The sequence below is a fragment of the Candidatus Bathyarchaeota archaeon genome (genome assembly GCA_026014465.1).
Lineage (GTDB): Archaea > Thermoproteota > Bathyarchaeia > Bathyarchaeales > Bathycorpusculaceae > JADGNF01.
This window is the reverse complement of record JAOZID010000010.1, coordinates 1,194,165-1,218,541: the sequence shown is the minus strand read 5'-3', so window position 1 is coordinate 1,218,541 and position 24,377 is coordinate 1,194,165. Positions and strand designations below refer to the sequence as shown.

Below are 24,377 nucleotides of genomic sequence, written 5' to 3'. Positions count from 1 at the left end.
ATATACGGGGTTTAGGAGATACGCAAAGAAGCGTTTTAAGCGTTTGCACTAAAAAAATCAAAAGCCAACCCCACCCCCCACGCCAGATGTGCCAACTTTTTGTCAAACCAGCAGCTTAGTCACGCGATAGAACTGGAAATGTTTTTAGATGCAGCCTGTATCCTTTCTATTCCAAGCCGGGGTGGCGGAGTGGTTATCGCGCTGGCCTCGAGATCCAAAATTGCACACAAGGGCCGTGCCAAATGGGCAAGCCAGCCAGTGGGCCCTAGGCCCGCAGGGGTTCGAGTCCCTTCCCCGGCGCCACTTTCCTTCATGTTTTGGTTGGTTGTTTGGTTTTGTTGTTTGTCCTTTTTAGTTAAGGTGTTGTAGAGTACTTTGTAATGCAAAGTATTATATGTTAGACAGTGCTTTGTATGTGTGAGGTGAAAATGTTGACTACTCAACCCAATTTAAAAGAGTTGGAGCGGCGTACGTACATGTCGTATAATCAAGACGGTTTGCTGGATATCTTCGCGGGCGTGTATGTTCTGGGTTTTGGCCTGGGAATCACGTTGGATGCCATGTTTGACTACAGCATCGGCTTGTTTTTGCCTGCCTTCCTGATTGCCTTGGTGCTGCCCCTTTGGATTAGCGCAAAACAAAAAATCACCATGCCCCGCATTGGATTTGTAAAATTTGGAAGACATAGCCAAAACAAACTCTCAGCAATCTACATCGGACTTTTAGCTAGCGGCTTGGTAGCTTTCTTCCTCTTTGCCATTTTGCATGGCGGCGAATGGACAGACTTCCTATTCCAAAATGGCCTGCTCATCGTGGGCGTGGGCGGCTTTGCCCTGTGTTGCCTGTTTGGATACACCTTGGGGCTCAAGCGTCTATACATCTACGGTGCGGTGGCCTTTGCGGTTTTGGCTGCAGGGCATTTCTTGGAAATCTTCTTTGCTTACCTGCTCATAGCCTTAGGCGCAGCGGTTATAGCCGTGGGATTTGCCATGCTAGCAGCGTTCATCAAGAAATACCCCGTAAACGGTGAAGCAAACCTTGCCCGGTAACGACATCCAAGACCTTGACCGCCTCATACATGAACCCAACCGCCTAGCCATCATGGCACAACTCTACGTCATCGAAAGCGCCGACTTCCTCTTCCTACAAACCCAAACCCAAATGACCCCTGGCAACCTCTCCGCCCACCTAAACAAACTCGAAAACGCAGGCTACATCGAAGTCACCAAAGAATTCATAGACAAAAAACCCCACACCACACTTGCCCTAACCAAAAAAGGACGCGCAGCTTTCAAAGAATACCGCAACAAAGTCAAAAAATTCGTAGAAAAACTCCCCGAATAACCCCCCAACAACGCCTTCATGGCTTCTTTTTTTGTTTTTGCTTGTTTGCGTAGGTTTAATTGTTTTGGGGTGTTTTGTTTTGTATGCTTCGGTTGTGGTTTGATAAGGGTACGCTTTTGCTGCGTGGGGGTGTGGGGACGCCTTATGGTCGTTGGGACCCGCGCTGTGGCTGTTACCGTGTCAAATCGTATCATTATGGGGCGGTTTTGGAGTATTTGCGTGAGAGTGGTTTGGAGTTTGAGGACGCGGTTTTGAATTTGCCGCCCAGTGAGCAGCTTGCGTGTTCGGTTGAGCTTCGTGAATACCAAAACAAAGCCTTGGACAGCTGGAGTCGCACAGGAAACCGAGGCGTTTTGGTTTTGCCTACCGCCGCAGGAAAGACCTTCATCGCCCTAAAAGCTATCGAGCAGCTCAAAGTTCCCGCGTTAATTGTGGTGCCCACGTTGGATTTGGTTGACCAATGGCGACGGCGCATAACAGAATGCTTGGGCGTGGAGGCAGGAGCTGTTGGCGGCGGCGACCACAACGTGCACATGATTACTGTTTCAACTTACGACTCTGCCTATTCACAGGCGCATCAGTTGGGTAACCGTTTCTTGTTTTTGGTTTTTGACGAAGTTCACCATCTAGCTTCGCAGGGGTACATGCAAATTGCGCATATGTACGTTGCGCCATACCGCATGGGGTTAACCGCCACGTACGAGCGAAGCGACAACCGCCACACTCTGCTGCCCGCTCTTGTGGGTGACCCCGTTTACTCCTTGGATGTGGAAGAGCTTGCAGGCACCCATTTAGCCCCCTACACATACGAGAAAATTGCCATACCCCTCACGCCCAATGAGCAACAGATTTACGATGAGGAAATGGGCACCTTCAAAAGTTACCTGCGCGAAAAGGGCATAACTATGCGTGGGGCGGCGGATTTTCAAAAATTCATCCTAACAACAGGCAAGGACCCGCGCGCCCGAAAAGCCCTGCTTGCCCGAAACAAAGCTTTTCGTGTTGCCGTCAACTCCACTGCAAAACTCGAATTGCTCGCCCAAAAGCTGCAGGAGTACAGAAACGAAAAAATCCTCATATTCACCCTCTACAACGACCTCGTCTACACCATAAGCAAACGCTTTCTAATTCCCGCCGTAACGTATCAAACCCCCCGAGATGAGCGCCGCGAGATTCTCTCCAACTTTGGCGATGGCACGTACAAGGTTATAGTTACTTCGCAGGTTTTGGATGAGGGGGTGGATGTGCCTGACGCGTCGGTTGGGTTGGTTTTGGGTGGCACAGGCAGCAAACGCGAATACGTCCAGCGGCTAGGTAGGCTTTTGCGCAAGACCGAAGGAAAAACGGCGCGGCTGCTCGAGATTATTTCTAAGGAGACCATGGAAGTGGGGATAAGTCGCCGCAGGCATTCAAAGGAGCGGGAGGCAAAACCGTAATGCTCCCAAGCAACCTGCTCATGGTTTGGAGGCGCAAAGGCGAAATTTTACCCCGATACGCCAAACTCTCAAACGAGAACCTCGCGTTAGCCCAACGTCTTATTGAAGCTTACACGAAGCATGTGGGCGAAAAAAAGAAAGCTGTAAAGGCTTTGGTGGCGGAGTTGGAGGATGGCGGGGCAGATTACCGTTTTGTGCGTGGGTTGTCTTTGCTTCTTGACCGCAGGGGTAGTTTTGTTTGCAAAAGCAAGGTGGAACCCGCGGATTTGCGTCGCAGGATTTTTGGGTTAACTGAAACGCGAGGGGTGCCAACTAGTTGGGAGATGCGCCAAAGTGTCCTTGCTAAGGTCGGCGCTGAGGTGAGTTTGTCGGCAAGTGAGGTTGAGGAGGTGTTGTATGCGGATTTGGATGAGGAACTGTTTTTGGAGCACTTTGATGCGCCGCAGGCTTCTGAGTTGCTTAAACAGTACAATCTGAGCCTAACTCAGACGCTGCTTTTTGACTCCACTGAACTAAGCTTCACTACCACAGGCAACTGGCAACGCCTATTTTACACCGTAAAAAAACTCGGACTCATCTACGATGCTTACCGCGAAAACCAAGATTTCTGGGTGAAAATCGACGGACCAGCTAGCCTCTTTAAGCTAACCAAACGCTACGGCACAAGCATAGCCAAACTCTTGCCTGCTATTCTTTCTAACCCTGACTGGTGCATAAACGCCAAAATCCTATGGAAATTCACCAACGACATCTGCAGCTTCAAAATTGAAAGCCAAAAACACGCCAGCTTTCTGCGAAAACCAGCTGTGCCATCGCAGGCTTCGTATGATAGTGCGGTTGAGGCGCGGTTTGCTTCCCAATTCAAAGCCCTGCACACGGGGTGGAGCCTAAAACGTGAGCCTGAGCCTGTGATTGCGGGGACGCAGGTTATGGTTCCTGACTTCACGCTTGAACGCTTGGGGATTAAGATTTACGTTGAAGTAGTGGGTTTTTGGACTGAAGAGTATTTGCTGCGTAAAGCCAAAAAACTACAGCAAGTAACTGAGCGCATGCTTCTGCTGGTTGATGAGGCGTTGGCGTGCGAGAAACTAGTTGCTTTGGAGAAGCGCCCGCATCTGCATTTTTTGTACTACAAAAACAGGCTTCCCTTGTCGGCGATTCTACGGTACTTAGAGGACGCGTTTGAAGAGGTCAAAACCAAAGAAATCACCCTTCTGCAGAGCCTGCCTGTCAAATTCACTGAATCCGCTCTTTCTTACGCTGAATTTGCTGGGCGCCTTGGGGTTTCGGTCGAAGCAGTTCAAACGGTGCTTACCGATAAGCCTCCCAAGGGTTATGTGGCGTTGCCTAGCATGCTGCTAACCAAAGCAAAGCTCGACGAGATTGACGCGAAGCTTCAAACACGCCTAAATGCCTCGGAGGGTTTGTCTTTGACTCAGGCAACCCAGCTAATCGAAGCCCAAAACGTAACCGACGCCTCCTGCATCCTTGCACAGCTGGGTTACAAGGTTAAGTGGCAAGGCATAAACAGCCAACAAGCCCAAGTCTACAAGCCCTCAAAGAAGAATGCTTGATTGACTGCTTTTTTAGCGTGTTTTCTGTTTTAGCATGGTGTTACTGTTTTTTGGGATAGTAATATCTAAATAGTGCTACTTAAAAGAGAAAAGGTAATACGGATGTGAGTTAACGGAATGAAAATTCTAATATGCGGGAAAGGTGGAAGCGGCAAGAGCACTGTTGCTTCTTTGTTGGGAAAGAATTTGCAGGCAAAGGGTTACCGGGTTTTGATTGTGGACTCTGATGAATCCAATTTTGGCTTAAGCGCCCAGTTGGGGTTAGATGAGCCTAAGGAGCTTATGGATGAGCTTGGCGGCAAAAAAGCAGTGGTTGACAAGATGTGGGCTAATCGCTCGGCATACGAGAAGGAGAAGCTCTTCAAAGAGCAATGGGGCATAGACCAGTTGCCTGCTGACTGCGTAACTAGCAAAGATAACTTGTATTTGATGCAAATTGGCAAAGTCAAGCATTTTGGTGAAGGCTGCGCATGCCCCATGGGCGGCTTATCCCGAGACTTTGTAGCCCAACTAAAGCTGGGCGAAAAAGACGTAGCCATAATCGACACCGAAGCAGGCGTAGAACACTTGGGGCGCGGCTTGTGCGGAAACGTAGATTTAGCCTTAGCAGTTTTAGACCCCTCCTATGAATCCATACGTCTCTCTGAGAAAATTTCTAGCATGGCAAACGAAGCCAAGAAAACCGCCTATTTTGTTCTAAACAAAATGGATTTGGCAACTGCAGAGTCTGTTGCTGAAAAAGTGGGCAAAGACCGCGTGGTCGGCATTGTAGCTTTCAGTTCAGATGTACAGCAAAAAGGCTTGTCAGGCGAAGAACTTGACGCCTCAAAAGTTGACATTTCAGGTCTTACCGAGTTTGTGCTAAAAAAAATTAACGGAGCCTAAACCATGGCAAACAAAACCTTGCTTTTAGCCGCCGCTGTCTTAGTCGCAGTCATCTGTGCCTCCGCCTTCGTGGTCCTATACAACCCCCTATCAGAAAACCCCAACGCTGAACCTCAAACCCGCACAATCACCGACATGACCGGACGTACCGTAACTATCCCCACCGAAATCAACAGCATCATAGCACTCAACCCCGGTGCCCTGCGTTTGGTAACTTACATGGGTGCAAGCGACATGATCTGCGGAGTAGAGCAACATGAAACTGACCTTGCAGGACGACCCTACGCGATGGCAAATCCCCACTACGCAGACTTGCCCGTGATTGGTCCCCAGTTTGGCGGTGACCCCGAACTCATTGCTGCCCAAAACCCTGACGTGGTCTTTGACTCAAATACAGTGGTTTCTGATTTGGATGCCCTGCAAAACCAGATAGGAATCCCTGTAATTGGGCTTGCTTACGGCGGCTTAGATACACCTGAACTAACCCAGACCTTCTACGACGGCTTAACCCTAATTGGAGATGTGCTAAACAAGCAAGACCGCGCCACCAACGTCATATACTATGTAAGCGGCTTAATTGACGATTTAGACGCTAGAACCTCCACTATACCTGACGCAGACAAACCCAGCGTATACGTGGGCGGGCTTTCTTCACGCGGATACCACGGCATGCCCTCCACTGCTGCTTACTACGCGCCCTTCTCGCTAACTAACTCTAACAACGTCATAACTGCAGAGATGGCAAAGAACTCAACTGCAGTGGTGAACATAGACGTCGAAGTTCTGCCAAGCCTTAATCCACAAAAAATTTTCGTTGACTACAACGGGTTAGACCTTTGCCGCCAAGACGTACAAGGCCACAGTGACGTTTACTGCGAACTAGACGCTATCGCAAACGGCGAAACCTACGGCGTCATGGGATACAACTGGTACGCCCTAAACTTTGACGTCGTCTTGTCAGATGCATACTACGTCGGAACTGTCCTCTACCCCAACAGCTTCTCAGACGTTAACCCCGCCACGAAAGCAGACGAAATCTACACTTTCCTAGTCGGCGCAGCCATCTACGACCAAATGACGCAACTCTACGGGCCATTCCAAAAAGTCAGCCTAACCTAACTCCTCTTCTTTAGAGTTTGCTTGAAAACTGTGGAGTGTAATGAACGTGAAAGATGCTAATGACCTGCTAAATCCGCCTTATCCTCCCTCCCAAGAGTTCTCTGTTTTGCTTGAGGGCTCTTTGGATGGACTGAGGCGTTCTTGTTTGATTTTTACAGCTTGGCCTATGGGTCTGTTTGAGAAAACAGGTTCGCCCTTGACTTCTAAGCAGCTAGCTGAAGCTTTTGGGTGCCACGAGGATATGATGAAGCTGTTTTGCGAAGCCTTAGTCGAAGAAGGTTTGCTCATAAAAATCAGCAACGCCTACGTCAACTCGCAGCTATCGCGCACGTATTTGTCCTCAGAATCGCCACACTACATGAAGAACACTCTCAAGCGAATGCGTTCAAGCGCAAACCGCTGGCTCAAACTATCAAGCATCCTAAAACGCGGACCCATAATGCAAGAACGCACCGCAATTTTTGGCGATGTTTGGCTAAACAGCATTGCCGAATGGGCTGAAGTTGGCTCAGTAGCCAGCGCACTTAACACGCTTAAAGAAAACGCAGACGTGCAAAGCTGGCGGCGGGTCTTAGACATAGGCGGCGGTCACGCCCTATACTCCATCGGGTTAACCGCACTAAACCCTGACCTGGAAGCCTACGTTTTCGATTTACCCCGCATGGTACCCATAGCCCGCAAATACACCGCCAAATACGGCGCAGACCACGTACACATTTTGCCTGGCGACTTCTACAAAGACCCCGTAGGCTCCAACTACGACGCCATCTTCTCTAGCTTTAACCAAAGCTGCACCGACCCCGCCCTCATACCAATTCTGTTTGACGCCGCCAAAGAGGGAGGAGATGTAGTGCTACGCCGCTTTAGGGATGAAACGCGCGAGGGTGCGTTGCGAACGTTAGATTGGAACCTACTTGGGTTTGAGGGCAAAAAAATCGGCAGCAGACCGCATTCTTCTGATAAAGTCGTAGACAGCGCCCAGTACCTTGAGCAGCTCAAGAAGGTGGGGTTTGAAGTGCTCAAAATTGTTCCTGTCGATGAAATCTCCGAGATGGTTTTCGCCCGCAAACCCCAAACAAACGTGGAAAGCGAACAATAATGTCAGACCCCAAAGCTTTTTCTGCGCAAGACAACACACCTGACTACTCCAAATACATTGGCAAGAAGGTGCTTTTCATTGTTGCCTGCGCGGTCGTTTTGGTTTTGTGTGTGCTGCTAGCGCTGTCCATCGGCTCAGCTGACCTGTCCGTTCCCGAAGTTCTCACCCAAATCATAAATCAAAGCGGCATCGTCTGGAGCATCAGATTGCCCCGCGTGCTTGTCGCCGTGGTCGCAGGTGCCATGCTAGCCGTTTCGGGCGCTGTGATGCAGTGCCTGCTAAAAAACCCGTTGAGCGAACCCTACACGCTGGGTCTTAGCCAAGCCTCTGCCTTCGGCGCCGCCTTCGCCATCGTCGTTTTAGGTGCAGGCTCACTTTTCAGCGCCTCACGCGACGCGGTCATAGTAAACAACCAATACATAGTCACCATTTGCGCCTTTGGCTTCTCCCTAGTTTCCACAGCGGTGATTTTGGTTCTCTCAAGGCTCACTAGGGTTTCTGCTGAAGCTATCGTGCTCTCAGGCGTAGTCATGGGCTCCATATTCGCGGCGGGGTTAACAGCTATTCAGTACTTTGCCAGCGACGTACAAATCGCCTCTATTGTGTACTGGACCTTTGGTGACTTAAGCCGCATAACCTGGGATAACCTCATCTTAATCGTGGCGGTTTCGGTGCCTGTGTTCTTGTTCTTCCTCTATAACCGTTGGACATACAACGCTTTAGACGCGGGCATAGACACGGCAAACAGCCTAGGCGTAAACGTGAACCGCCACATAATCGTAGGCATGGTCCTCTCCTCGCTAATTGCAGCTTTAATTGTCTCGTTAATGGGAGTAATTGGCTTTGTAGGCTTGCTTGCTCCACACATGGTACGAAGAGTCATCGGCTCAGACAACCGCTTCGTAATCCCCGCCTCCGCCATAGGCGGCGCCCTTATCCTAGTTGCTTCCGACACATTAGCCCGAACCATACTCTCCCCACTGGTTCTTCCCGTAGGTGTCATAACCGCGTTTTTGGGCGGACCACTGTTCTTGTATGTACTAATTCGGGGGTATCGCAAATGAAACTAAAAGTGCAAGATGTAGAATTCTCGTACAAAAACGGCGCACCCGTGCTCCAAGATATCCAAATGAACGTAGGCGTCCACCAAATCCTAGCCATTCTAGGACCAAACGGCGTAGGCAAATCCACATTGCTCAAATGCATAAACGGGCTTTTGAAAGCAAAAACAGGAACGGTGCTGGTGGATGGCGAAGAAATCCAGCGGCTCTCACGAACTGAAATGGCAAAACGCCTAGGCTACGTACCCCAACGCGCCGAAGTTTCCAAAGTCACCGTTTTCGACTCCGTGCTACTGGGCAGAAAACCCCACATCACCTGGGACGTCTCCAAAAAAGACCTGCAAATAACCAAAGACGCCATAAACCGCCTTGGACTCTCTGAGCTTTCCCTAAAATACATTGACGAAATAAGCGGCGGCGAACTGCAAAAAGTCCAAATCGCCCGTGCCCTTGTTCAAGAACCCAAAGTCCTGCTTCTTGACGAACCCACCAGCAGCCTAGACCTGTGCAACCAACACCGCATCATGAACGCGCTTGTCGAAGTCGTCAAACAAAACGACCTAACCGCCATCATGACCATGCACGACATCAACCTCGCCATGCAGTACGCCGACAGCTTCATCATGCTCAAAAACGGAAAAATCTTCGCCGCAGGCAACCACGAAGTCATCACCCCACAAAACATCGAAGCCGTCTACAACCTCCCCGTCAACGTAGCCAACTACATGGGACGCCCCATAATCATCCCCCTCTAAAACAAAGGTTCCCAACAACCAAAACTACACTGCCAAAGAGGGATTCGACCCCCTCCCCTATGGTTTCTGCATAGAATTAAAATTTGGAACCTAATAGGTTGGTGTTTGGGTTTGGGGTTGGAAAAAGTGAAGAGGTGGGTGGTTGGTTTTTAGAAGCCGAACATTGATTTTTGTTTGTTGTCGTGGTTGTGGTCGTGTTCGTCTTCTTCGGAGATGTGGTGTGCGACGTGGAAGCCTAGTCCTGTGGCTGCTCCTGCTGCGAGTCCGAGAAGGAGGTTGGTGAGCCATGTGTATTCGGCTGCTCCTATCAGCGCGATTACTACGAGCACATCAAAGCCTACTGAAATGGCTAGGTACCCATAACACCATGTTTTAACGCTTACCCCCCGTGGCTGATTGATTCCTATGCCAACAAGAATTCCAAACATAATCAAAAATCCAACGAGGGCATAAATTAAATCGTAACTCAACTTTTTCACCTGCTAGGTAACCGTATGAGTGTTTTGTCCCTCTTAATAGCTTATCTGCTCATGTGTATCTGCTCCTGCACGAAATGTTTGCTTGTTTGACAAGAAACCGCTACGTTTTTACTAAGCAACAAAGTGTATAGCTTCTAAGCTGGTGGACATGTCGGCAACAAAATACGACCAAAGACACTGCCACAAATGGGCGCTTCTTCTGCAACAAAGACGCGAAAAACAAAATCTACTCCTAGCAAACCTCTCACAGCAAAACTTTGACGAAGCCAAACGCCTCTTCCAAGAAATCTACTACGGCGTCCCCTCGGGCAAAAACTCTGAACCTGGAATGGTCGGGTCGTTGCTGTACCACATGGCTATGGTTACCAAAATGGAAACCGAAACCAGTGTTCTGCTAAAAGAACTCAACGTTCCCGCCCCTGACATTGCTGCGGAGTTGAAGCGTTTTTACGGCGACTTTGCCTTGGACCTCAATGACCTTCTAAAAGATGCTGCGCCCGTAAGCGTAGACGCCGATGAGGTTGCAGCCCAAAAAAACTTGACCTCCCAAGAGAAAATTGACTTGTTTCTTGGTTTGAACAAAAAAACTGAAGCCTTATCCCAACGGCTAAGCAGCAACGATTCTGCGTTGAACGCTGAGCTTGAAGCGCTTTTTGAGGAATGGACAAAACACATAGCCCAAACTCGCCTTCGCCAAGAATACGAAACCATCCGCGGCATATTGAACTTGGGCGAGTTCGCCAAGGCGTTGGGTGTTGAACGCGTAAGTGAGGCTATGGCTAAAGTCCAAGAAAAGTTTGGTCAAGAAACCGTCAGCATCGCCCTTGACGTCACTTTAAAAGTGGGACTGCGCAGAGAAAAGCTTCAGTCCGTCATGCTTAGCGACCACTACATCAAATACGTCATGAACATGGAAAACTTGGACGGCGACATGCAATTCCTCAACTGCCCCATCTACGGCGGTCACAAATACATCGGAGAAGACCTCAACATACCCGACGAGGTCACCTCGCTGTTTTGCCGCCACTTTTGTTTTGCCCACGCCAAAGCCATGCTCGAAAACGTAATGCCCTTTCCCTTCACCCTAACACAGCCCCAACGCATGGCAACCGACGGCAAATGCAACTTCCACCTCAAAATCGGGCACTCCCCCAAAGCCACAAACACCGAAAAATACGTCCCCCTCATCCTCTCCTGGAACGTCACCCGCGAATGCAACATGAAATGCTCCCACTGCTACATCAACGCCTCCCCAGAAAAACCCGCAGACGAGTTGGATACGCAGCAAGCCAAAGACCTCATTGACCAGATAACCCAGGTGAGTCGACCTATGCTTATTCTCAGCGGCGGCGAACCCCTCCTGCGAAAAGACATTTACGAAATCATCCGCTACGGAACCCAAAAGGGTCTGCGCATGGGCATGGGAAGCAACGGCAGCCTAATTACCCCGCAGGTCGCCAAGCAACTCAAGGACGCTGGCATCAAAACCGTATCCATAAGCCTTGACAGCTCTGTTCCCGAAAAGCACGACGAATTCCGAGGCGTAGAAGGTGCATGGCAAAAAGCCGTAGACGCCATCAAGGCGCTAAGGGAAAACGACGTACTCGTACAGGTTAACACCACCTTAACCATGCAAAACTATGACGAAATCGACGACATACTCTCCCTAGCTGAAAGCTTGGGCGTAGAAAACTTCCACTTGTTCTTCCTTGTGCCTACGGGGCGAGGAGCAAAAATCGCCGACATATCCCCTGCCATGTACGAGGACATGATAAAAGGCACCTTCGCCAAAACCAAAAACCACAAACTAAACGTACGCCCCTCCTGCGCACCACAGTTCATGCGCATCGCCAAAGACATGCACCTGGACATGCGTCAATGGATACGCGGCTGCCTCGCAGGACTCCACTACTGTCGCATCTACACCAACGGCGATGTAACCCCCTGCCCCTACCTGCCCGTGAAGCTGGGCAACATACGTGAAACCTCGTTTAAGGACATCTGGTTTGGCAATGAAGTTTTTCAGGCTCTTCGTGACCCCAGCAAACTAGAAGGCAAATGCGGCGAATGCGACCACAAAGTCGTCTGCGGAGGATGCCGCGCCCGCGCCTACGGACTATCAAGCGACTTCATCGACTACTGCGGAGACCTGCACGAACCCGCTAACATAAAAGGCAACTACCTCGCAGAAGACCCCTGGTGCGTCTACCAGCCCCCTAAAAAGCCCAAACCGTAACCTGTTGGGGAAAAACGGGTGGCTGCGTGCTTTTTTCTTTAAATCTTCTGTCAAGTGGGCAGGTTTTAGAAAGCTATTTAAATAACGGGTTTCAACCCTTTTAGAATTCAGGGCAGCTGCTGAAGTGGTGCTGGCAACCAAGTTCCCCGTTGCATTCATTGAGTACGTGTCTTCTCGTGCCCTTCTGTTGGAGGCAACTTTGAATGACGCATGCTAGCAACTCCCGGTTATTTAATGCGTTAAAAGAGGCTTTTTCAGCTTATGCTTTTGACGTGTTAGGGTTGATTGCGGGTTTTGTTTTGATTTCTCAGCTTGAAGTTTTTCAGGCTTACCCGTGGGCGGTTGCGTTGTACCCAGGCGTTATTGGCGCGAAAAGTGTGCTGGAGGGCTTGCTTACTGACCGCTTAGTCACGGGGCTGCACCTTGGGCTGATTCATCCGCGGTTCTCCAAAAACACCAAAGGTTTCTACAAGTTGCTTGCCGCAGTAGTTGCCTTGACTTTAGTTGCAAGCGCCGCGTTAAGCATAGTTTTCGTGCTTTTTGGTTACCTGCTGTGGGGCGCAGCCTTTGCCGATTTAACTTCCATTTGCTTAATTGTCTTTTCCACCATGGCCTTGGGCATGCTCGTGTTGTTTGCTACCCTAAAAGTAGCTTTTGCTTCCTTCAAACGCGGCTTAGACCCCGACGTCACCGTGTACTCGCTAATGCCCGTAGCCGCAACCATAGCCATAACCTTGTGCTACGCTGCCGCGCTCACCCTGTTTTACTCTTACCCCCGTTTGGGCACCTGGACCATGGGCGCAATTGGCTTGGCGCATATTTTGCTGGTTTTCTACCTTGTTTTCAAGAACCTGCGCAGCTCGGATTTTGTTCAGCCAATCCGCGAATCCCTTCCCGCACTGCTCACCGTTGCCCTGATATTTGGCGTAGCTGGAACCTTGCTCCAAACCATCAACAACGCAAACGGACTCAAAGTTGTCTATGCTTTGTATCCTGCGCTTGTGGGTTTGGGCATTACGGCAGCTTCGTTAATTGGGTCAACGGCAACCACTAAACTTGCGTTGGGTATGCTCAGGCCCAAGTTTTCCTCGATTGGTGGGCACCTAAAAACTATCCTAAGCGCTTGGGCTGCGTCTCTTGTTCTCTTCACCGCCTTAGCGTTGGTGGCTTTACCCCTGCTTGAAGCTTTCACCCTAAACAACTTGGGCTTCTACCTTGCCATAACCCTCATAACAAACGCCATAGCCCTAGCCCTTATCACATTAACTTCGTACGCGATTTCCCTGCTGACCTTCCAAAAAGGTTTGGATATCAACACTTTCCTTCCCATACAAAACGCGTTGGCAACAACCATAACCACAGGTGCTCTCTTGGCTGCCATAGTAGTATTAGCCCTTTAAAGATGGTAAACTTAAATATCCCAGTTTAATAAATATCGTCGGAGCGATTCTAAGCGAATGCCCCAATTTGAAAGAATACGGTACAAACCTATACCTGTCCGCGAACTTCTCGTGGAGATGAAGAACCTATCTGAGCTTATGATTGATTTGGCTTACTCAGCGGCTTTGTTTAATGATAAGGAGCTTGCTGAGGATGTTTTGGTTTTGGAAAGCCACATTGACGATTTAGCTTACCAGCTTGATTTGGAGATTATGGTTGCTGCAGGAGGCGACCCCAAAGACGCTGAAGACTTAATTGGCGTATCCACGGTTGCTTCGGTAACCGACAAAATCTCTGATGCTGCCGCCGACATAGCCGCCATCGTCAAAAACGACATTGGCGTGCACCCGATTGTCAGCGAGGTCTTCGAAAAAGTTGAAGAGCGCCTAATGAAAGCCACAGTTACTGTGGACTCGGTCATATCGGGTAAATCCATAAGCGAGCTGGACTTGGCTGCACGCATGGGAATTGACATCATAGCCATACGCCGCAACCGCGACTGGATAATAAACCCCAAAGGCTCTGAAATCCTGCTTTCAGGTGATATTCTCATAACTCGGGGGGCACCTCAAGGAACCAAAGAATTCAAGGACCTTGCCGAGGGACGGCTGACCACTTTGGAGGAATAATTCTTGACTGAACATGAAGCGTTTGAAGAAATCGTTGCGCGTCTTGCTGAACTTAAGGATACTTCTGAGTTGATGATGGATTTGGCTTATTCGTCGCTGCTGCTTAACAGTCGTGATTTAGCTGAGGAAGTTCAGCGGCTTGAAGAGTACATGGACAAACTCCACACCGACTTTGAACTTCTTGCTTTGAATATTCCCTTCAAAAAAACCGACGCCTCAGGACTCTTAGGCTTAATCAGGTTGGCTTTCTCTACTGAACGAATCGCTGACGCCGCAGCCGAAATGGCAGAAGTCGTCTTAAGAGGCATTGAACCTCACCCCGTACTCAAACTCACCATATCTGAAGCTGAAGAAACCGTTTCCCAAGCCTGCGTAACATCTGATTCCTCTTTGGTAGGCAAGACCCTAAAGGAAGCTCGTGTAGATGAGGAAACAGGCATGTGGGTGCTTGCGATTAGACGTGGCGAGAAAACTTTGCGTCCAAAGCCTGACTTTAAGATCCAGCAAGGCGACGTCATTATCGCTTCAGGTTACGCTGAGGGTGTTGCTGACCTCAAAAAGCTTGCTTCCCCAAGTGAAACCTGCACTGTCGAATAACCCTTTTTTGCTCTTTCTCTTTTTTGTTTGCTAAAAATCGCTCTTGCTGGTTTTAATAGAAAAACTAGAAGGGTAAAAATTGTTAAAGGGGGGAAATAAGTTATTTTTTCGTGCTTTCGTCTGTAGCTGCGCTGCTGTTGTCTTCCATCTCTGTTGTTATTTCTTCAATTGGTTTTGGCGGGGGTGTTGTTGCCATTGTCCAGCCTATCCAAGCGCCGATGAGCAGTATCGCTATGAATGCTACGAAAACTGGGATAGCCACAAACCAGTACCTCACTGTTTCTGGCGATGCAATCTCTAGCATCGGAAAGGCGTCAATGAGTGGCTGATAGAAGAATAAACCTATGACGTAGCCTATGGCGACGAGTACGCAAACGACAAGTATTGCTCCACCTATTGCTTGATCTTTACTCATATGTGTTCACCACTTATAGAAGCATCTTTATATGGTCAGTGCTTTTAAAGTTTGCCGTGTTATAGGAACCTACACCTATTATGTGGTTCCCATTTCCCACGTTGCAAGGTACTTTTCCTGCTCCGCTGTAAGCTTGTCGATTGATATGCCCATGGCTTTTAGTTTTAGCTCAGCAACTTTTTCGTCAATGTCTTTGGGGACAGCGTAGACTTTTGAATCCAGCTTCTCCGATTTAGCAATGTACTCTGCGCTCAATGCTTGATTGGCAAACGACAAATCCATAACCTCTGATGGGTGACCCTCTGCAGCAGCCAAATTCACCAGACGACCTTCAGCTAACAAGAACAGTTTCCTGCCATCTTCTAACATGTACTCTTCTAGGTTTGGGCGAATGGTTCGTTTTGATTTGGATAGCTCTTCTAAGCCTTTGGTTTGGATTTCTACGTTAAAGTGTCCGCTGTTGGCAATTAGAGCGCCTGACTTCATTTTTTCCATGTGCTCTTTGCGTATGACGTTTATGTCGCCTGTGGCAGTCACGAATATGTCTCCTATTGTGGCTGCTTGTGCGATGGGCATGACGCGTAGACCATCCATTGCGGCTTCTAGGGCTTTGGTGGGTATGACTTCGGTTACGACTACGTTGGCTCCTAAGCCTCGGGCGCGCATGGCTATGCCCCTAGAGCACCAGCCGTATCCGCAGACAACAAAGACTTTGCCCGCGATTAGAACGCTTGTGGCGCGCAGTATGCCGTCTATGGTGCTTTGTCCTGTGCCGTAACGGTTATCAAACAAATGCTTGGTTAACGCGTCGTTCACGGCGATGATGGGGTATTTGAGGCTGTTGTCTTGTTCCATGGCTCTAAGCCTAACAATGCCTGTGGTGGTTTCCTCGGTTCCGCCTTTCACGTCTTTGATTTGCTCGGGACGTTTGCTGTGTATGGTTCCAACCACGTCTGCGCCGTCGTCAAGAGTTATAACTGGCTTATAATCCAAAACCTTGTTTATGCATTCGTAGTATTCTTCGGTGTTTTGTCCTCGCCATGCAAAAACGTTAGCTCCATGATCTGCGAGTGCAGCGGCGACGTCGTCTTGGGTGGAAAGCGGATTGGACCCGCAAAGCGCGACTTTGGCGCCTCCTGCCATGAGGGTTTCAACAAGAACTGCGGTTTCTTTGGTTACGTGCAAGCACGCCGCTAATGTTAAGCCTTGGAGGGGTTTTTCTTTGCTAAAGCGGTCTTTGATTTGGTTTAGAACAGGCATGTGTGATGATGCCCATTCAATTTGTAAGTGCCCTTGGGGTGCTAATGATTTATCTTTAACTTGAAATTCTTCCATGATGCTTTCCTTCTTTTTAATGAACTGTTACTTACCTATTTAGAATTTACTTTGAACCTCGACAAACCCGCCTCTAAAAGTTTTCTCCAGTTGGCTTTGGGTGCACTAGTTTTCTTAAAACTTAAAAGCGGTCTTTCACATCAATGTATTGAAAGGCGAAAAATCTTGAGCGACGCTACTCCCCTCTCCCTATCAAAAACCGTCATCCACAACTACCTAACTTCCCTATACAAAACCCCCTTGGAAGTCCAGCGTGTCTGGCGGCTAGGCGAAAAACCTGAAGACTCAGGTGACCTCAAAGGGTTTGGATACGGTTTCCCCTATGTTATCGAATTTAAGATGGGTTCAGAAAGCAAACGCGTAGTTTTGGAGACCATGCGTCCAGGCGGTTTTGGACATGACCACTTCTCTGACCGTGCGCAGGTTCTTATCTGGCAAAACGCTGCTTTCAACGGGTTGCCCAAGCATGTCCACTCAGTGGATGTGGGCGCTTTTGAAGAAGGCTCAAACCTCAAGTCTCTTGGCAAATGCTTCGAGTTTTTCATAGTAACCGAATTCATAGAAGGAAAACTTTACCATCTTGACTTAGACCGCATAAAAGAAACAGGTCAACTCACAGCGCAAGACGAAGAACGATGCCTAGCCCTTTCAGATTACTTGGTGAAGATTCACAAACGTAAAAACCCTGACGGCAGCCTCTACATCCGCAGGATACGCGACCTTGTGGGGCACGGCGAATGCATAATGGGCTTACTAGACAGCTACCCCAAAGAATTCAACTCTGCCCAGCCCTCATATCTAATTGACGTCGAAAAAGCCTGCGTGGACTGGCGTTGGCGCTTAAAAGAGAAACCCCAAAGGCTCAGCCAAGTTCACGGCGACTTCCACCCTTGGAACCTGCTTTTCCGCGAAGGCGCAGACTTCACCGTCTTAGACCGCAGCCGAGGCGAATGGGGCGAACCCGCAGACGACATCGCCGCCTTAACCATAAACTACCTGTTCTACTCCGTGCAAAAATACGGCGAACTAAAAGGTCCTTTTGAACGCTTGTTTAGGCTTTTCTGGGACAATTACCTGCGAAAAAGCGAAGACCACGAAATCCTCAACGTAGTCCAGCCCTTCTTTGCTTGGCGCGGCTTAGTGGTGGCTTCTCCTGTTTGGTACCCCCAGCTTAGCGAAGACGTTAGGGTCAAACTCTTGAACTTCGTCAAGAACATCTTGCAGTACGACCACTTCGACTTGGTAGATGTAAACTCTTATCTCAACTCTTCAAAGTAAACAGTGATATATTCCGAAATCGGAAAGCACTATTATATACTCTTTTTCACAAAAACAGCTTGGCGAATTAGCATGAAATACAACCCAACCTCAAACCTGTTTAAACTCCTCATAGATTACGGATACTCAAAAACCGCAGCTACAGCCATCGAAAACTGGTACACCACCACAGCAACATTCACCCCAAAACCCGCCATTCCAAACTAGACCCGCGCGGGCACCAGACAGTGCCTTTTGGGTTTGGTTTCCTTGAAAATTTGTGGTTTGCCTGTTTAGAGCTGCTTTTACTTTCCTGTTGCGGTTTTGGTTTATGGCAAGTTTGATATTTTAGTTCTCATTTACAGGGCAGTGGTGTTTACTGTGGAAACTGGCTGGTGTGTTTGGGTCACTGGGTTGCCTGCTAGCGGCAAATCGGTCATATCACGCAAACTTCTTGAACTTCTTAACGAGAAACATCTGCACGCGCAGCTTTTATCCTCCGATGCGCTACGCAAAATCTTAACCCCCAACCCCACCTACTCGCCCCAAGAACGTGATGTAGTCTACGATGCACTAGCCTACATAGCTGCGTTGTTAACTCAAAACGGCGTGAACGTCATAGTGGATGCTACGGCTAACTTGCGGCGTTACCGCGACAAACTGCGCCAGCAACTACCCCGCTTTGTCGAAGTTTACCTTGAATGCCCCATGGACGTATGCATCAAACGCGAAGCCGCTCGCAAACAAACCTACCATGCCCCTAAAGGCATCTACTCCAAGGCTTTGACAGGCAAAACCCAGACTGTGCCGGGTATGGGGCAACCCTACGAGCCGCCACTAAACCCCGAAGTAACCATACAAACCACAAAAGACTCGGTTGCGCAAGCTGCCAAAAAAATCTACGACACAGTCCTTGCCCTTCCACCCTAACTAACTTGCAAGGTTATTTTTTGATGTACTGCAAAACGGCTTTGGCTTGCTCTTCTGAGATGCGTTGATTTCGGTGCAGGGCAACAACTATTTGGGAAATCTTTGCGAGTGCGTGAACTTGAAAGCCCAGTTTTTGGAGTTTTTCTTTGCCGCCTTGTTCTCTGTCAACCACAACCAGCAGATGCTTCACATTAGCGCCAAGCTCCTGCAACGGTTTTACGCCCTCCACTTTGGATAAGCCCTCGCTTACGACGTCATCAAAAAACAGTACTTCCTCGCCCTGTTCAACGTCTGCGCCTGCAATCCGTCCCGTAACTCCGTAGGCTTTGGATTCTTTCCTAACAATTATGCAGGGCAAATCTGTTTTGCATGCGATGCTTGGTGCAACTAACGCGCCTTTTAGTTCGATGGATGCGATTTTGTCTATTTTGTCTTGTTTTGAGATTTGCTTGATTTTTTCTGCCGCCACATCCGCTACAATGCATAACTCTTTGGGGCAACAAAGCAGCCGCGACAAATCCACATAGTACGGGCTAATTGCGCCTGATTTGATTTTGAATTCGCCAAATTTTATGCAGCCTGAATTGTAAAGTGCATTTGCAACTATGTCAAGAGGCGTGATGATGTCCATGCTTTTCCCTCATGTGAGTACCTGCTCAAGCATTTAAACCCTTTACGCCGCTGCACGCAGTTGCCTGCTAAACCCTGTTTTTAAGTGTGTTTGGAACCGTTACTCTCAAAAGCCGCGGTTGTTCCTCTTAGCTTGCAGATGTCGTCTTTAGAACAGAATCTTTACTGCTTTATCTCAGGCAAGAACTGGAAACTCTCCTTAGCCGAGATAGTAGCCTTCTTTGAATCCCGAAACATCAGTTTTCAAGTGGAAGATTTCAACAAGGACTTCTTTGCCCTAAAAACTTCTCAGCCCATAGACTCCCAGGTAATCGACGAATTAGGCGGCACCTTAAAAATCGGAGAAGCCACAACAACCTTGCCCACCTCACAGCTTGCTAAAGCATTTGTAAAGGAAGATAAGCAAGCCAAAGAGCAACTCCAAGATAGTTTGCCTCTTGACGTTTTAGCCGACAACATCCCCCGCGCAGATTCAGGGAAAACAGTTTTTGGCGTAAGCGTCTACTCTTTTGATCCCACTTTTCGCCATGCCTCAAAAGTCCTCCAGCGATTCTTGGGTAGCCGCCTCAAAGACGAACTGCGCAACCAAGGCAAAAAAGCAAGGTTCATGGGTTTTCCCCGTAACCGTTCACAGCCCCATCTTACTCCTGTGGAGGTTCTCAAAAAAGGCTTAGACCGCCGCTCTGAAATCTTGCTGTGTATCGGCAACCAGCAATCCTATTTGGGCGCAACCGTGGGCGTGCATAACCCGTTTGAATTCCAAAAACGCGACGTAGAAAAACCCATGCAACGCAAAATCTTTGCCATACCGCCGCGGCTAGCAAAAATTATGGTGAACCTGTCGCACTGCACGGCGGGGAAAGTTTTTCTTGACCCTTTTTGCGGCGTGGGTACTATACTGCAGGAGGCTTTGCTGGCAAAAGCTAAGGTGATTGGTTTGGATATTAACCGTTGGTGTGTGGAGGCTTCTAGGCAAAACCTGTCTTGGCTAACCCGCGAATATTCGTTTGAAGATGTTGATGTGGATTACGCGGTTTTGCAAGGGGACGCCCGTAAACTGACAAGTAAGCTGCGTGAAGAAATCGACTGTATCGCAACTGAACCCGACTTAGGACCTGCCCTGCAACAGTTCCCAACTACGCCTTATGCTCAAAAGATTCTGCAGAAAATCAAGCCTGCGTATGAGGATTTTCTTTCTGAAGCTTACCAGATTCTGCGGGAAAACGGCTACTTAGTTCTTGTTGCTCCATACATCAAAGTACGCTCAGGCAAACCCTTGACCCTAAACATCCAAGAAACCGCCGTGGAGCTTGGGTTCAAACCCGCCCAAATCTTCGCGCAAACCCCGTTTGTTGACATCCACAAAAGCGAGCCGCTACGCCCCTTGACATCGTTTATTGACGCGGAAGAGCGTCACAAAATCGGCAGAGAAATCTGCATACTACAAAAATAACTTGTTATTGGTCGCCGTACTGTTCAAATTCGTCGTTGGCGATGGTTAGTTCTATGCCTGCTTGTTTGAACATTTCTATGGTGTCTTGGTCGGCGTGGTAGCGTTTTTCGCAGACGACTCTTTTTATGCCTGCGTTGATTATCATCATGGCGCATGTTCGGCATGGGGTCATTTTGCAAAACAGCGTGGCGCCTTCAAGTGGTATGCCAAAACGTGCGGCTTGTATGATGGCGTTTTGTTCTGCGTGAAGTGTGCGTACGCAGTGCTGGCTGATTTTGTCGTCTTGGTTTATGACTCTGCGCATGTCGTGACCTGCTTCGTCGCAGTGGGGCAGTCCTGCAGGGGCACCTACATAGCCTGTAGTCATTATTCTTTTATCCTTAACTATAACGCAGCCTGCGCGTCCCCTATCACAGGTGGCACGTTTTGAAACCGCTTCACATAAATCCAAAAAATATCTGTCCCAATCAGGTCTTTCTTGTTTAGCCACAGGCTTCCCTTATCTCTTTGTTTACCTTTACTTGGTTTGAACAAATTAATAAGTTTAAAGACGCGGGTTGTATTTGTCTTGGCGGCAGGTTCAAATCAGACGTTAAAGGCTTTTGACCGCAACACCTTGGAGCTGTTTCTTCCTTTCTCATGCTTATTGGGTGATGAAAGTTTCTTCTATATACCAGACTACAAATCGTTTAAATACCCCTGTGAAGGTATTCCCTAAAAAGGGATTGTCAATGAAGGCTCGCAACTTCGGTCCTGTTAAAGGGCAAGCTTACACTAGGAAGGAATATGTGAAAGGTTTTCCACCACCCAAGATCGTTAAATTTACAATGGGTAACACAAAGGGAACCTGGGATTACGAGTTACGTCTTGTCGCGTTGCAGCGAAAACAGATTCGTCATGGCGCGTTGGAAGCTACCCGTATAGCTGCAAACCGTATTCTCATGGACAAGTTACTTAGCGAATACTACATGAGAGTTCTGCCTTATCCGCATGTTATCCTGCGGGAAAACAAGATGATTTTTGGTGCACACGCTGACAGGCTTCAGCAGGGCATGAGGCGCTCTTTTGGACGAACCGTTGGAACCGCCGCCCGAATCGAACCTGGCCAAACAATCGTGGTTGTACAGGTTAAAGCCGCTGGGCTTGAAGCTGCCAAAACCGCTCTTAAACGTGCAAACGCAAAGTTGCCTCTTACCTCCAGAATAGTTGTAGAAAAAATCACTCCAAAAGATGCTGATGAAGCTACAACTGAAGCAAAGGTGAACTCCGAATGAGCGACAGCAGAGAACTTGTGAGCTGGTTTGAAACTCTACGCGTAACAGACATCCCCAGTGTGGGCGGCAAAAACGCAAGCCTTGGCGAAATGATCAACGCAGGTTTGCCTGTACCCCCCGGTTTTGCTGTTACCGCATACGCATACGAAAAATTCCTTGAAGAAACAAAACTTGCAGAGAAAATCTACAAGGTAATCAACGAAGTAATCACCGACAAAAATGATCCTAAACAGTATGATACTGCATCCAAAAAGATTCGGGAAATTATCGAGAAAACTCCAATGCCCAAAGAGATTGAGGATGCAATTAAAGCTGCTTATAAAGAGCTTGACAAGAAACTTAAGCTCAAAAACACTTTTGTGGCTGTACGCTCAAGCGCAACCGCCGAAGACCTGCCCGACGCATCCTTTGCAGGGCAACAAGAAACTTACCTCAACGTCAAAGGCGCCAGCGATTTACTTGACAAAGTCGTGAAATGCTGGTCTAGCCTCTTCACGCCACGCGCCATATTTTACCGTAACGAAAAGGGCTTTGCCCACGAAAAAGTTTTCATCAGCGTCGGCGTCCAGAAAATGGTTAACTCCCGCGCCGCTGGCGTTATGTTCACAATCAACCCCGTCACTGGAAACCCCAACGAAATCGTAATCGAAGGCAATTACGGCTTGGGCGAAACCGTGGTTTCTGGTGCAGTTAATCCTGACGATTTTGTGGTGGACAAGAAATCCTTGGAAATTATTGACCGGCGTCTTGCCCGTAAAACCATAAAGTACGTTCGTGACCCTGAAACTGGTCAGACTATTCACTTGGATATTCCTGAAGACGAGCAGAAGGTTACTTGTGTTAGCGATGAGGAGCTTTTGGCGCTTTCAAAGCTTGCCACCCGCATCGAAGGACACTACAAAAAACCCATGGACATCGAATGGGCAATTGACCAAGACATATCCTTCCCCAAGAACATGTTCATCGTTCAAGCCCGACCTGAAACCGTTTGGAGCTCCAAACCCGCCGAAGAAGAAGGCGCAGACGAAGGCTTACCCGCTGACAAACTCAACGTCATCGTAAAAGGCATATCCGCAGGCAAACGAGGATACGGATTAGGAACCGCCAAAATCGTCCTTAACCCCGACGATGCAAACGAAAACATGAAAAAAGGCGACATACTCGTCACCGACATGACCAACCCTGACTTTGTGCCCTTCATGAAAATCGCCAGCGCCATAGTTACCGACAAAGGCGGAGTTACTTCTCACGCGGCAATCGTAAGCCGAGAACTTAACATCCCCTGTGTTGTAGGCACCGAAACTGCCACCCAAGTCATGAAGCCTGGCAAAGAATACACTGTTGACTCACGAAACGGCATCATCTACGAAGGCATCTTGCAAGAAGCAGTCAAAACCAAAGACGACAAAGGCGCAACAATAGCAGTAGCCGCCGCAGCCCCCGTAACCGCCACAAAAATTTACATGAACCTAGCCATCCCTGAAATGATAGCAAAATACAAAGACCTGCCCTTCCAAGGCATCGGGCTTATGCGCACAGAATTCATCTTTGCAGACTACATCGGCGAGCACCCCCTCTACCTAGTAGAGAGCGGTCAAAGCCAAAAGCTCGTGGACAAATTCGCTGAAGGCGTCGCCACCGTAGCCCGCGAAATTCAGCCCCGCCCCGTAGTCGTCAGGTTTAGCGACTTTAAGACCAACGAGTACCGTGACCTCAAAGGCGGCGAGAAATACGAAATCGTCGAAGAAAACCCCATGCTTGGCTGGAGAGGATGCAGCCGCTACATCAGCAAATGGTACGAAAAAGCCTTCCGACTAGAATGCCAAGCCATAGTAAAATGCCGCACCGAATGGGGACTCAAAAACGTCTACGTCATGCTCCCGATGGTCCGAACTATCTGGGAAGCCAAGAAAGTTCTTCAAATCATGAAAGAAGAAGGACTAGAACGCTCCAAAGACTTCAAAGTCTGGTTCATGGCAGAAACCCCCTCCATAGCAATCATGGCAGACGAATTCTCCAAACTCGTCGACGGCTTCTCCATAGGCTCCAACGACATGACCCAAGGCATACTCATGATAGACCGCGACTCCGAACGCCTAGGACAAATGGGATACTTTGACGAAAGAGAAACCGCCGTAAAACGCATAATCGCACGCCTAATCCGCGTCGCCCACGAAAACGGCTGCACCGTAAGCATCTGCGGCGAAGGTCCCTCTAACCTGCCTGACTTCGCAGAATTCCTTGTCCGCGCAGGCATAGACAGCATATCTGTAAACAACGACGCCGTCCTAACAACAAAACAAAACGTCGCCGCCATTGAACAGAAAATTATTCTTGAACGCCTCGCAGAGCAAGCAGCCATAGCCGCTGGACGTCCCCTCAAAAAACCCACTCCCGACTGGGAATGGTAAACATCACGCAACAGGGCA

The 24,377-nt window shown here is 48.8% G+C and carries 24 protein-coding genes and 1 tRNA gene; 20 read left to right on the top strand and 5 right to left on the bottom strand.

Annotated elements, in window-relative coordinates; genetic code table 11:
- The first annotated feature begins 175 nt into the window (after positions 1-175).
- The 10 genes from NWF04_08415 to NWF04_08370 all read left to right on the top strand — a co-directional run bounded on the left by NWF04_08415 (position 176) and on the right by NWF04_08370 (position 9,273).
- A tRNA-Ser gene (locus NWF04_08415) sits at positions 176-303 on the top strand.
- A 128-nt stretch (positions 304-431) separates the two neighbouring features.
- The gene (locus NWF04_08410; GenBank protein ID MCW4006596.1) at positions 432-1,049 is read left to right on the top strand and encodes a hypothetical protein; all 618 of its coding nucleotides are present in this window, start codon (positions 432-434) and stop codon (positions 1,047-1,049) included.
- A complete protein-coding gene (locus tag NWF04_08405) occupies positions 1,039-1,344 on the top strand; it encodes a transcriptional regulator (GenBank protein ID MCW4006595.1) in 306 nt (101 codons plus the stop codon). The genes NWF04_08410 and NWF04_08405 overlap by 11 nt, the downstream gene beginning before the upstream one ends.
- A gap of 83 nt (positions 1,345-1,427) precedes the next feature.
- Entirely contained in the window at positions 1,428-2,780 is a 1,353-nt protein-coding gene (locus NWF04_08400) for a DEAD/DEAH box helicase family protein (GenBank protein MCW4006594.1), read from the top strand.
- Positions 2,780-4,354: a DUF790 family protein gene (locus tag NWF04_08395; protein MCW4006593.1), complete on the top strand. Its 1,575-nt coding sequence runs from the start codon at positions 2,780-2,782 to the stop codon at positions 4,352-4,354. Before NWF04_08400 ends, NWF04_08395 begins: the two co-directional genes overlap by 1 nt.
- A 117-nt stretch (positions 4,355-4,471) precedes the next feature.
- Complete coding sequence (locus NWF04_08390; GenBank protein MCW4006592.1) at positions 4,472-5,239, top strand: P-loop NTPase; 768 nt, start codon at positions 4,472-4,474, stop codon at positions 5,237-5,239.
- 3 nt (positions 5,240-5,242) lie between these two features.
- On the top strand, positions 5,243-6,358 hold the full coding sequence (locus NWF04_08385; protein ID MCW4006591.1) for an ABC transporter substrate-binding protein: 1,116 nt from the start codon (positions 5,243-5,245) through the stop codon (positions 6,356-6,358).
- A gap of 46 nt (positions 6,359-6,404) precedes the next feature.
- Positions 6,405-7,457, top strand: coding sequence for an acetylserotonin O-methyltransferase (locus NWF04_08380; GenBank protein MCW4006590.1), 1,053 nt, complete (start codon positions 6,405-6,407; stop codon positions 7,455-7,457).
- Positions 7,457-8,521, top strand: a complete 1,065-nt coding sequence (locus NWF04_08375) for an iron ABC transporter permease (GenBank protein ID MCW4006589.1) — start codon at positions 7,457-7,459, stop codon at positions 8,519-8,521. Before NWF04_08380 ends, NWF04_08375 begins: the two co-directional genes overlap by 1 nt.
- The gene (locus NWF04_08370; protein ID MCW4006588.1) at positions 8,518-9,273 is read left to right on the top strand and encodes an ABC transporter ATP-binding protein; all 756 of its coding nucleotides are present in this window, start codon (positions 8,518-8,520) and stop codon (positions 9,271-9,273) included. Before NWF04_08375 ends, NWF04_08370 begins: the two co-directional genes overlap by 4 nt.
- A gap of 149 nt (positions 9,274-9,422) precedes the next feature.
- Here NWF04_08370 and NWF04_08365 read toward each other — a convergent pair whose 3' ends face one another.
- On the bottom strand, positions 9,423-9,743 hold the full coding sequence (locus NWF04_08365) for a hypothetical protein (GenBank protein MCW4006587.1): 321 nt from the start codon (positions 9,741-9,743) through the stop codon (positions 9,423-9,425).
- A 157-nt stretch (positions 9,744-9,900) separates the two neighbouring features.
- Between NWF04_08365 and NWF04_08360 the strand changes: the two genes are divergently transcribed.
- From NWF04_08360 to NWF04_08345, 4 genes are all read left to right on the top strand, one after another.
- Positions 9,901-11,988 (top strand): radical SAM protein, encoded by a 2,088-nt coding sequence (locus NWF04_08360; GenBank protein MCW4006586.1) that lies wholly within the window; start codon positions 9,901-9,903, stop codon positions 11,986-11,988.
- Between the two features lie 203 nt (positions 11,989-12,191).
- Positions 12,192-13,388, top strand: a complete 1,197-nt coding sequence (locus NWF04_08355; GenBank protein MCW4006585.1) for a magnesium transporter — start codon at positions 12,192-12,194, stop codon at positions 13,386-13,388.
- 57 nt (positions 13,389-13,445) lie between these two features.
- On the top strand, positions 13,446-14,057 hold the full coding sequence (locus NWF04_08350; protein MCW4006584.1) for a potassium channel protein: 612 nt from the start codon (positions 13,446-13,448) through the stop codon (positions 14,055-14,057).
- A gap of 3 nt (positions 14,058-14,060) precedes the next feature.
- Positions 14,061-14,654: a PhoU family transcriptional regulator gene (locus NWF04_08345; protein MCW4006583.1), complete on the top strand. Its 594-nt coding sequence runs from the start codon at positions 14,061-14,063 to the stop codon at positions 14,652-14,654.
- Positions 14,655-14,754: 100 nt separating this feature from the next.
- Here NWF04_08345 and NWF04_08340 read toward each other — a convergent pair whose 3' ends face one another.
- Together NWF04_08340 and NWF04_08335 are read right to left on the bottom strand one after the other, a co-directional pair.
- On the bottom strand, positions 14,755-15,069 hold the full coding sequence (locus tag NWF04_08340; protein MCW4006582.1) for a hypothetical protein: 315 nt from the start codon (positions 15,067-15,069) through the stop codon (positions 14,755-14,757).
- A 78-nt stretch (positions 15,070-15,147) separates the two neighbouring features.
- Positions 15,148-16,404: an adenosylhomocysteinase gene (locus tag NWF04_08335; protein ID MCW4006581.1), complete on the bottom strand. Its 1,257-nt coding sequence runs from the start codon at positions 16,402-16,404 to the stop codon at positions 15,148-15,150.
- 165 nt (positions 16,405-16,569) lie between these two features.
- On the opposite strand from NWF04_08335, the gene NWF04_08330 reads away from it, so the two are divergent.
- The 3 genes from NWF04_08330 (at position 16,570) to NWF04_08320 (ending at position 18,591) form a co-directional block, all read left to right on the top strand.
- A complete protein-coding gene (locus tag NWF04_08330; GenBank protein MCW4006580.1) occupies positions 16,570-17,682 on the top strand; it encodes an aminoglycoside phosphotransferase family protein in 1,113 nt (370 codons plus the stop codon).
- Positions 17,683-17,754: 72 nt separating this feature from the next.
- Complete coding sequence (locus NWF04_08325) at positions 17,755-17,889, top strand: hypothetical protein (protein ID MCW4006579.1); 135 nt, start codon at positions 17,755-17,757, stop codon at positions 17,887-17,889.
- A 153-nt stretch (positions 17,890-18,042) separates the two neighbouring features.
- Positions 18,043-18,591, top strand: coding sequence for an adenylyl-sulfate kinase (locus tag NWF04_08320; GenBank protein ID MCW4006578.1), 549 nt, complete (start codon positions 18,043-18,045; stop codon positions 18,589-18,591).
- Between the two features lie 13 nt (positions 18,592-18,604).
- Here NWF04_08320 and pyrE read toward each other — a convergent pair whose 3' ends face one another.
- Complete coding sequence (pyrE, locus tag NWF04_08315) at positions 18,605-19,222, bottom strand: orotate phosphoribosyltransferase (protein MCW4006577.1); 618 nt, start codon at positions 19,220-19,222, stop codon at positions 18,605-18,607.
- A gap of 138 nt (positions 19,223-19,360) precedes the next feature.
- Here pyrE and NWF04_08310 point away from each other — a divergent pair, with 138 nt between their 5' ends.
- Complete coding sequence (locus NWF04_08310; GenBank protein ID MCW4006576.1) at positions 19,361-20,674, top strand: DNA methyltransferase; 1,314 nt, start codon at positions 19,361-19,363, stop codon at positions 20,672-20,674.
- Positions 20,675-20,678: 4 nt separating this feature from the next.
- Here NWF04_08310 and NWF04_08305 read toward each other — a convergent pair whose 3' ends face one another.
- Positions 20,679-21,164, bottom strand: a complete 486-nt coding sequence (locus tag NWF04_08305; GenBank protein MCW4006575.1) for a cytidine/deoxycytidylate deaminase family protein — start codon at positions 21,162-21,164, stop codon at positions 20,679-20,681.
- Positions 21,165-21,405: 241 nt separating this feature from the next.
- On the opposite strand from NWF04_08305, the gene NWF04_08300 reads away from it, so the two are divergent.
- Complete coding sequence (locus NWF04_08300; protein MCW4006574.1) at positions 21,406-21,948, top strand: 50S ribosomal protein L16; 543 nt, start codon at positions 21,406-21,408, stop codon at positions 21,946-21,948.
- The gene (ppsA, locus tag NWF04_08295) at positions 21,945-24,359 is read left to right on the top strand and encodes a phosphoenolpyruvate synthase (protein MCW4006573.1); all 2,415 of its coding nucleotides are present in this window, start codon (positions 21,945-21,947) and stop codon (positions 24,357-24,359) included. The genes NWF04_08300 and ppsA overlap by 4 nt, the downstream gene beginning before the upstream one ends.
- The last annotated feature ends 18 nt before the right edge of the window (positions 24,360-24,377 follow it).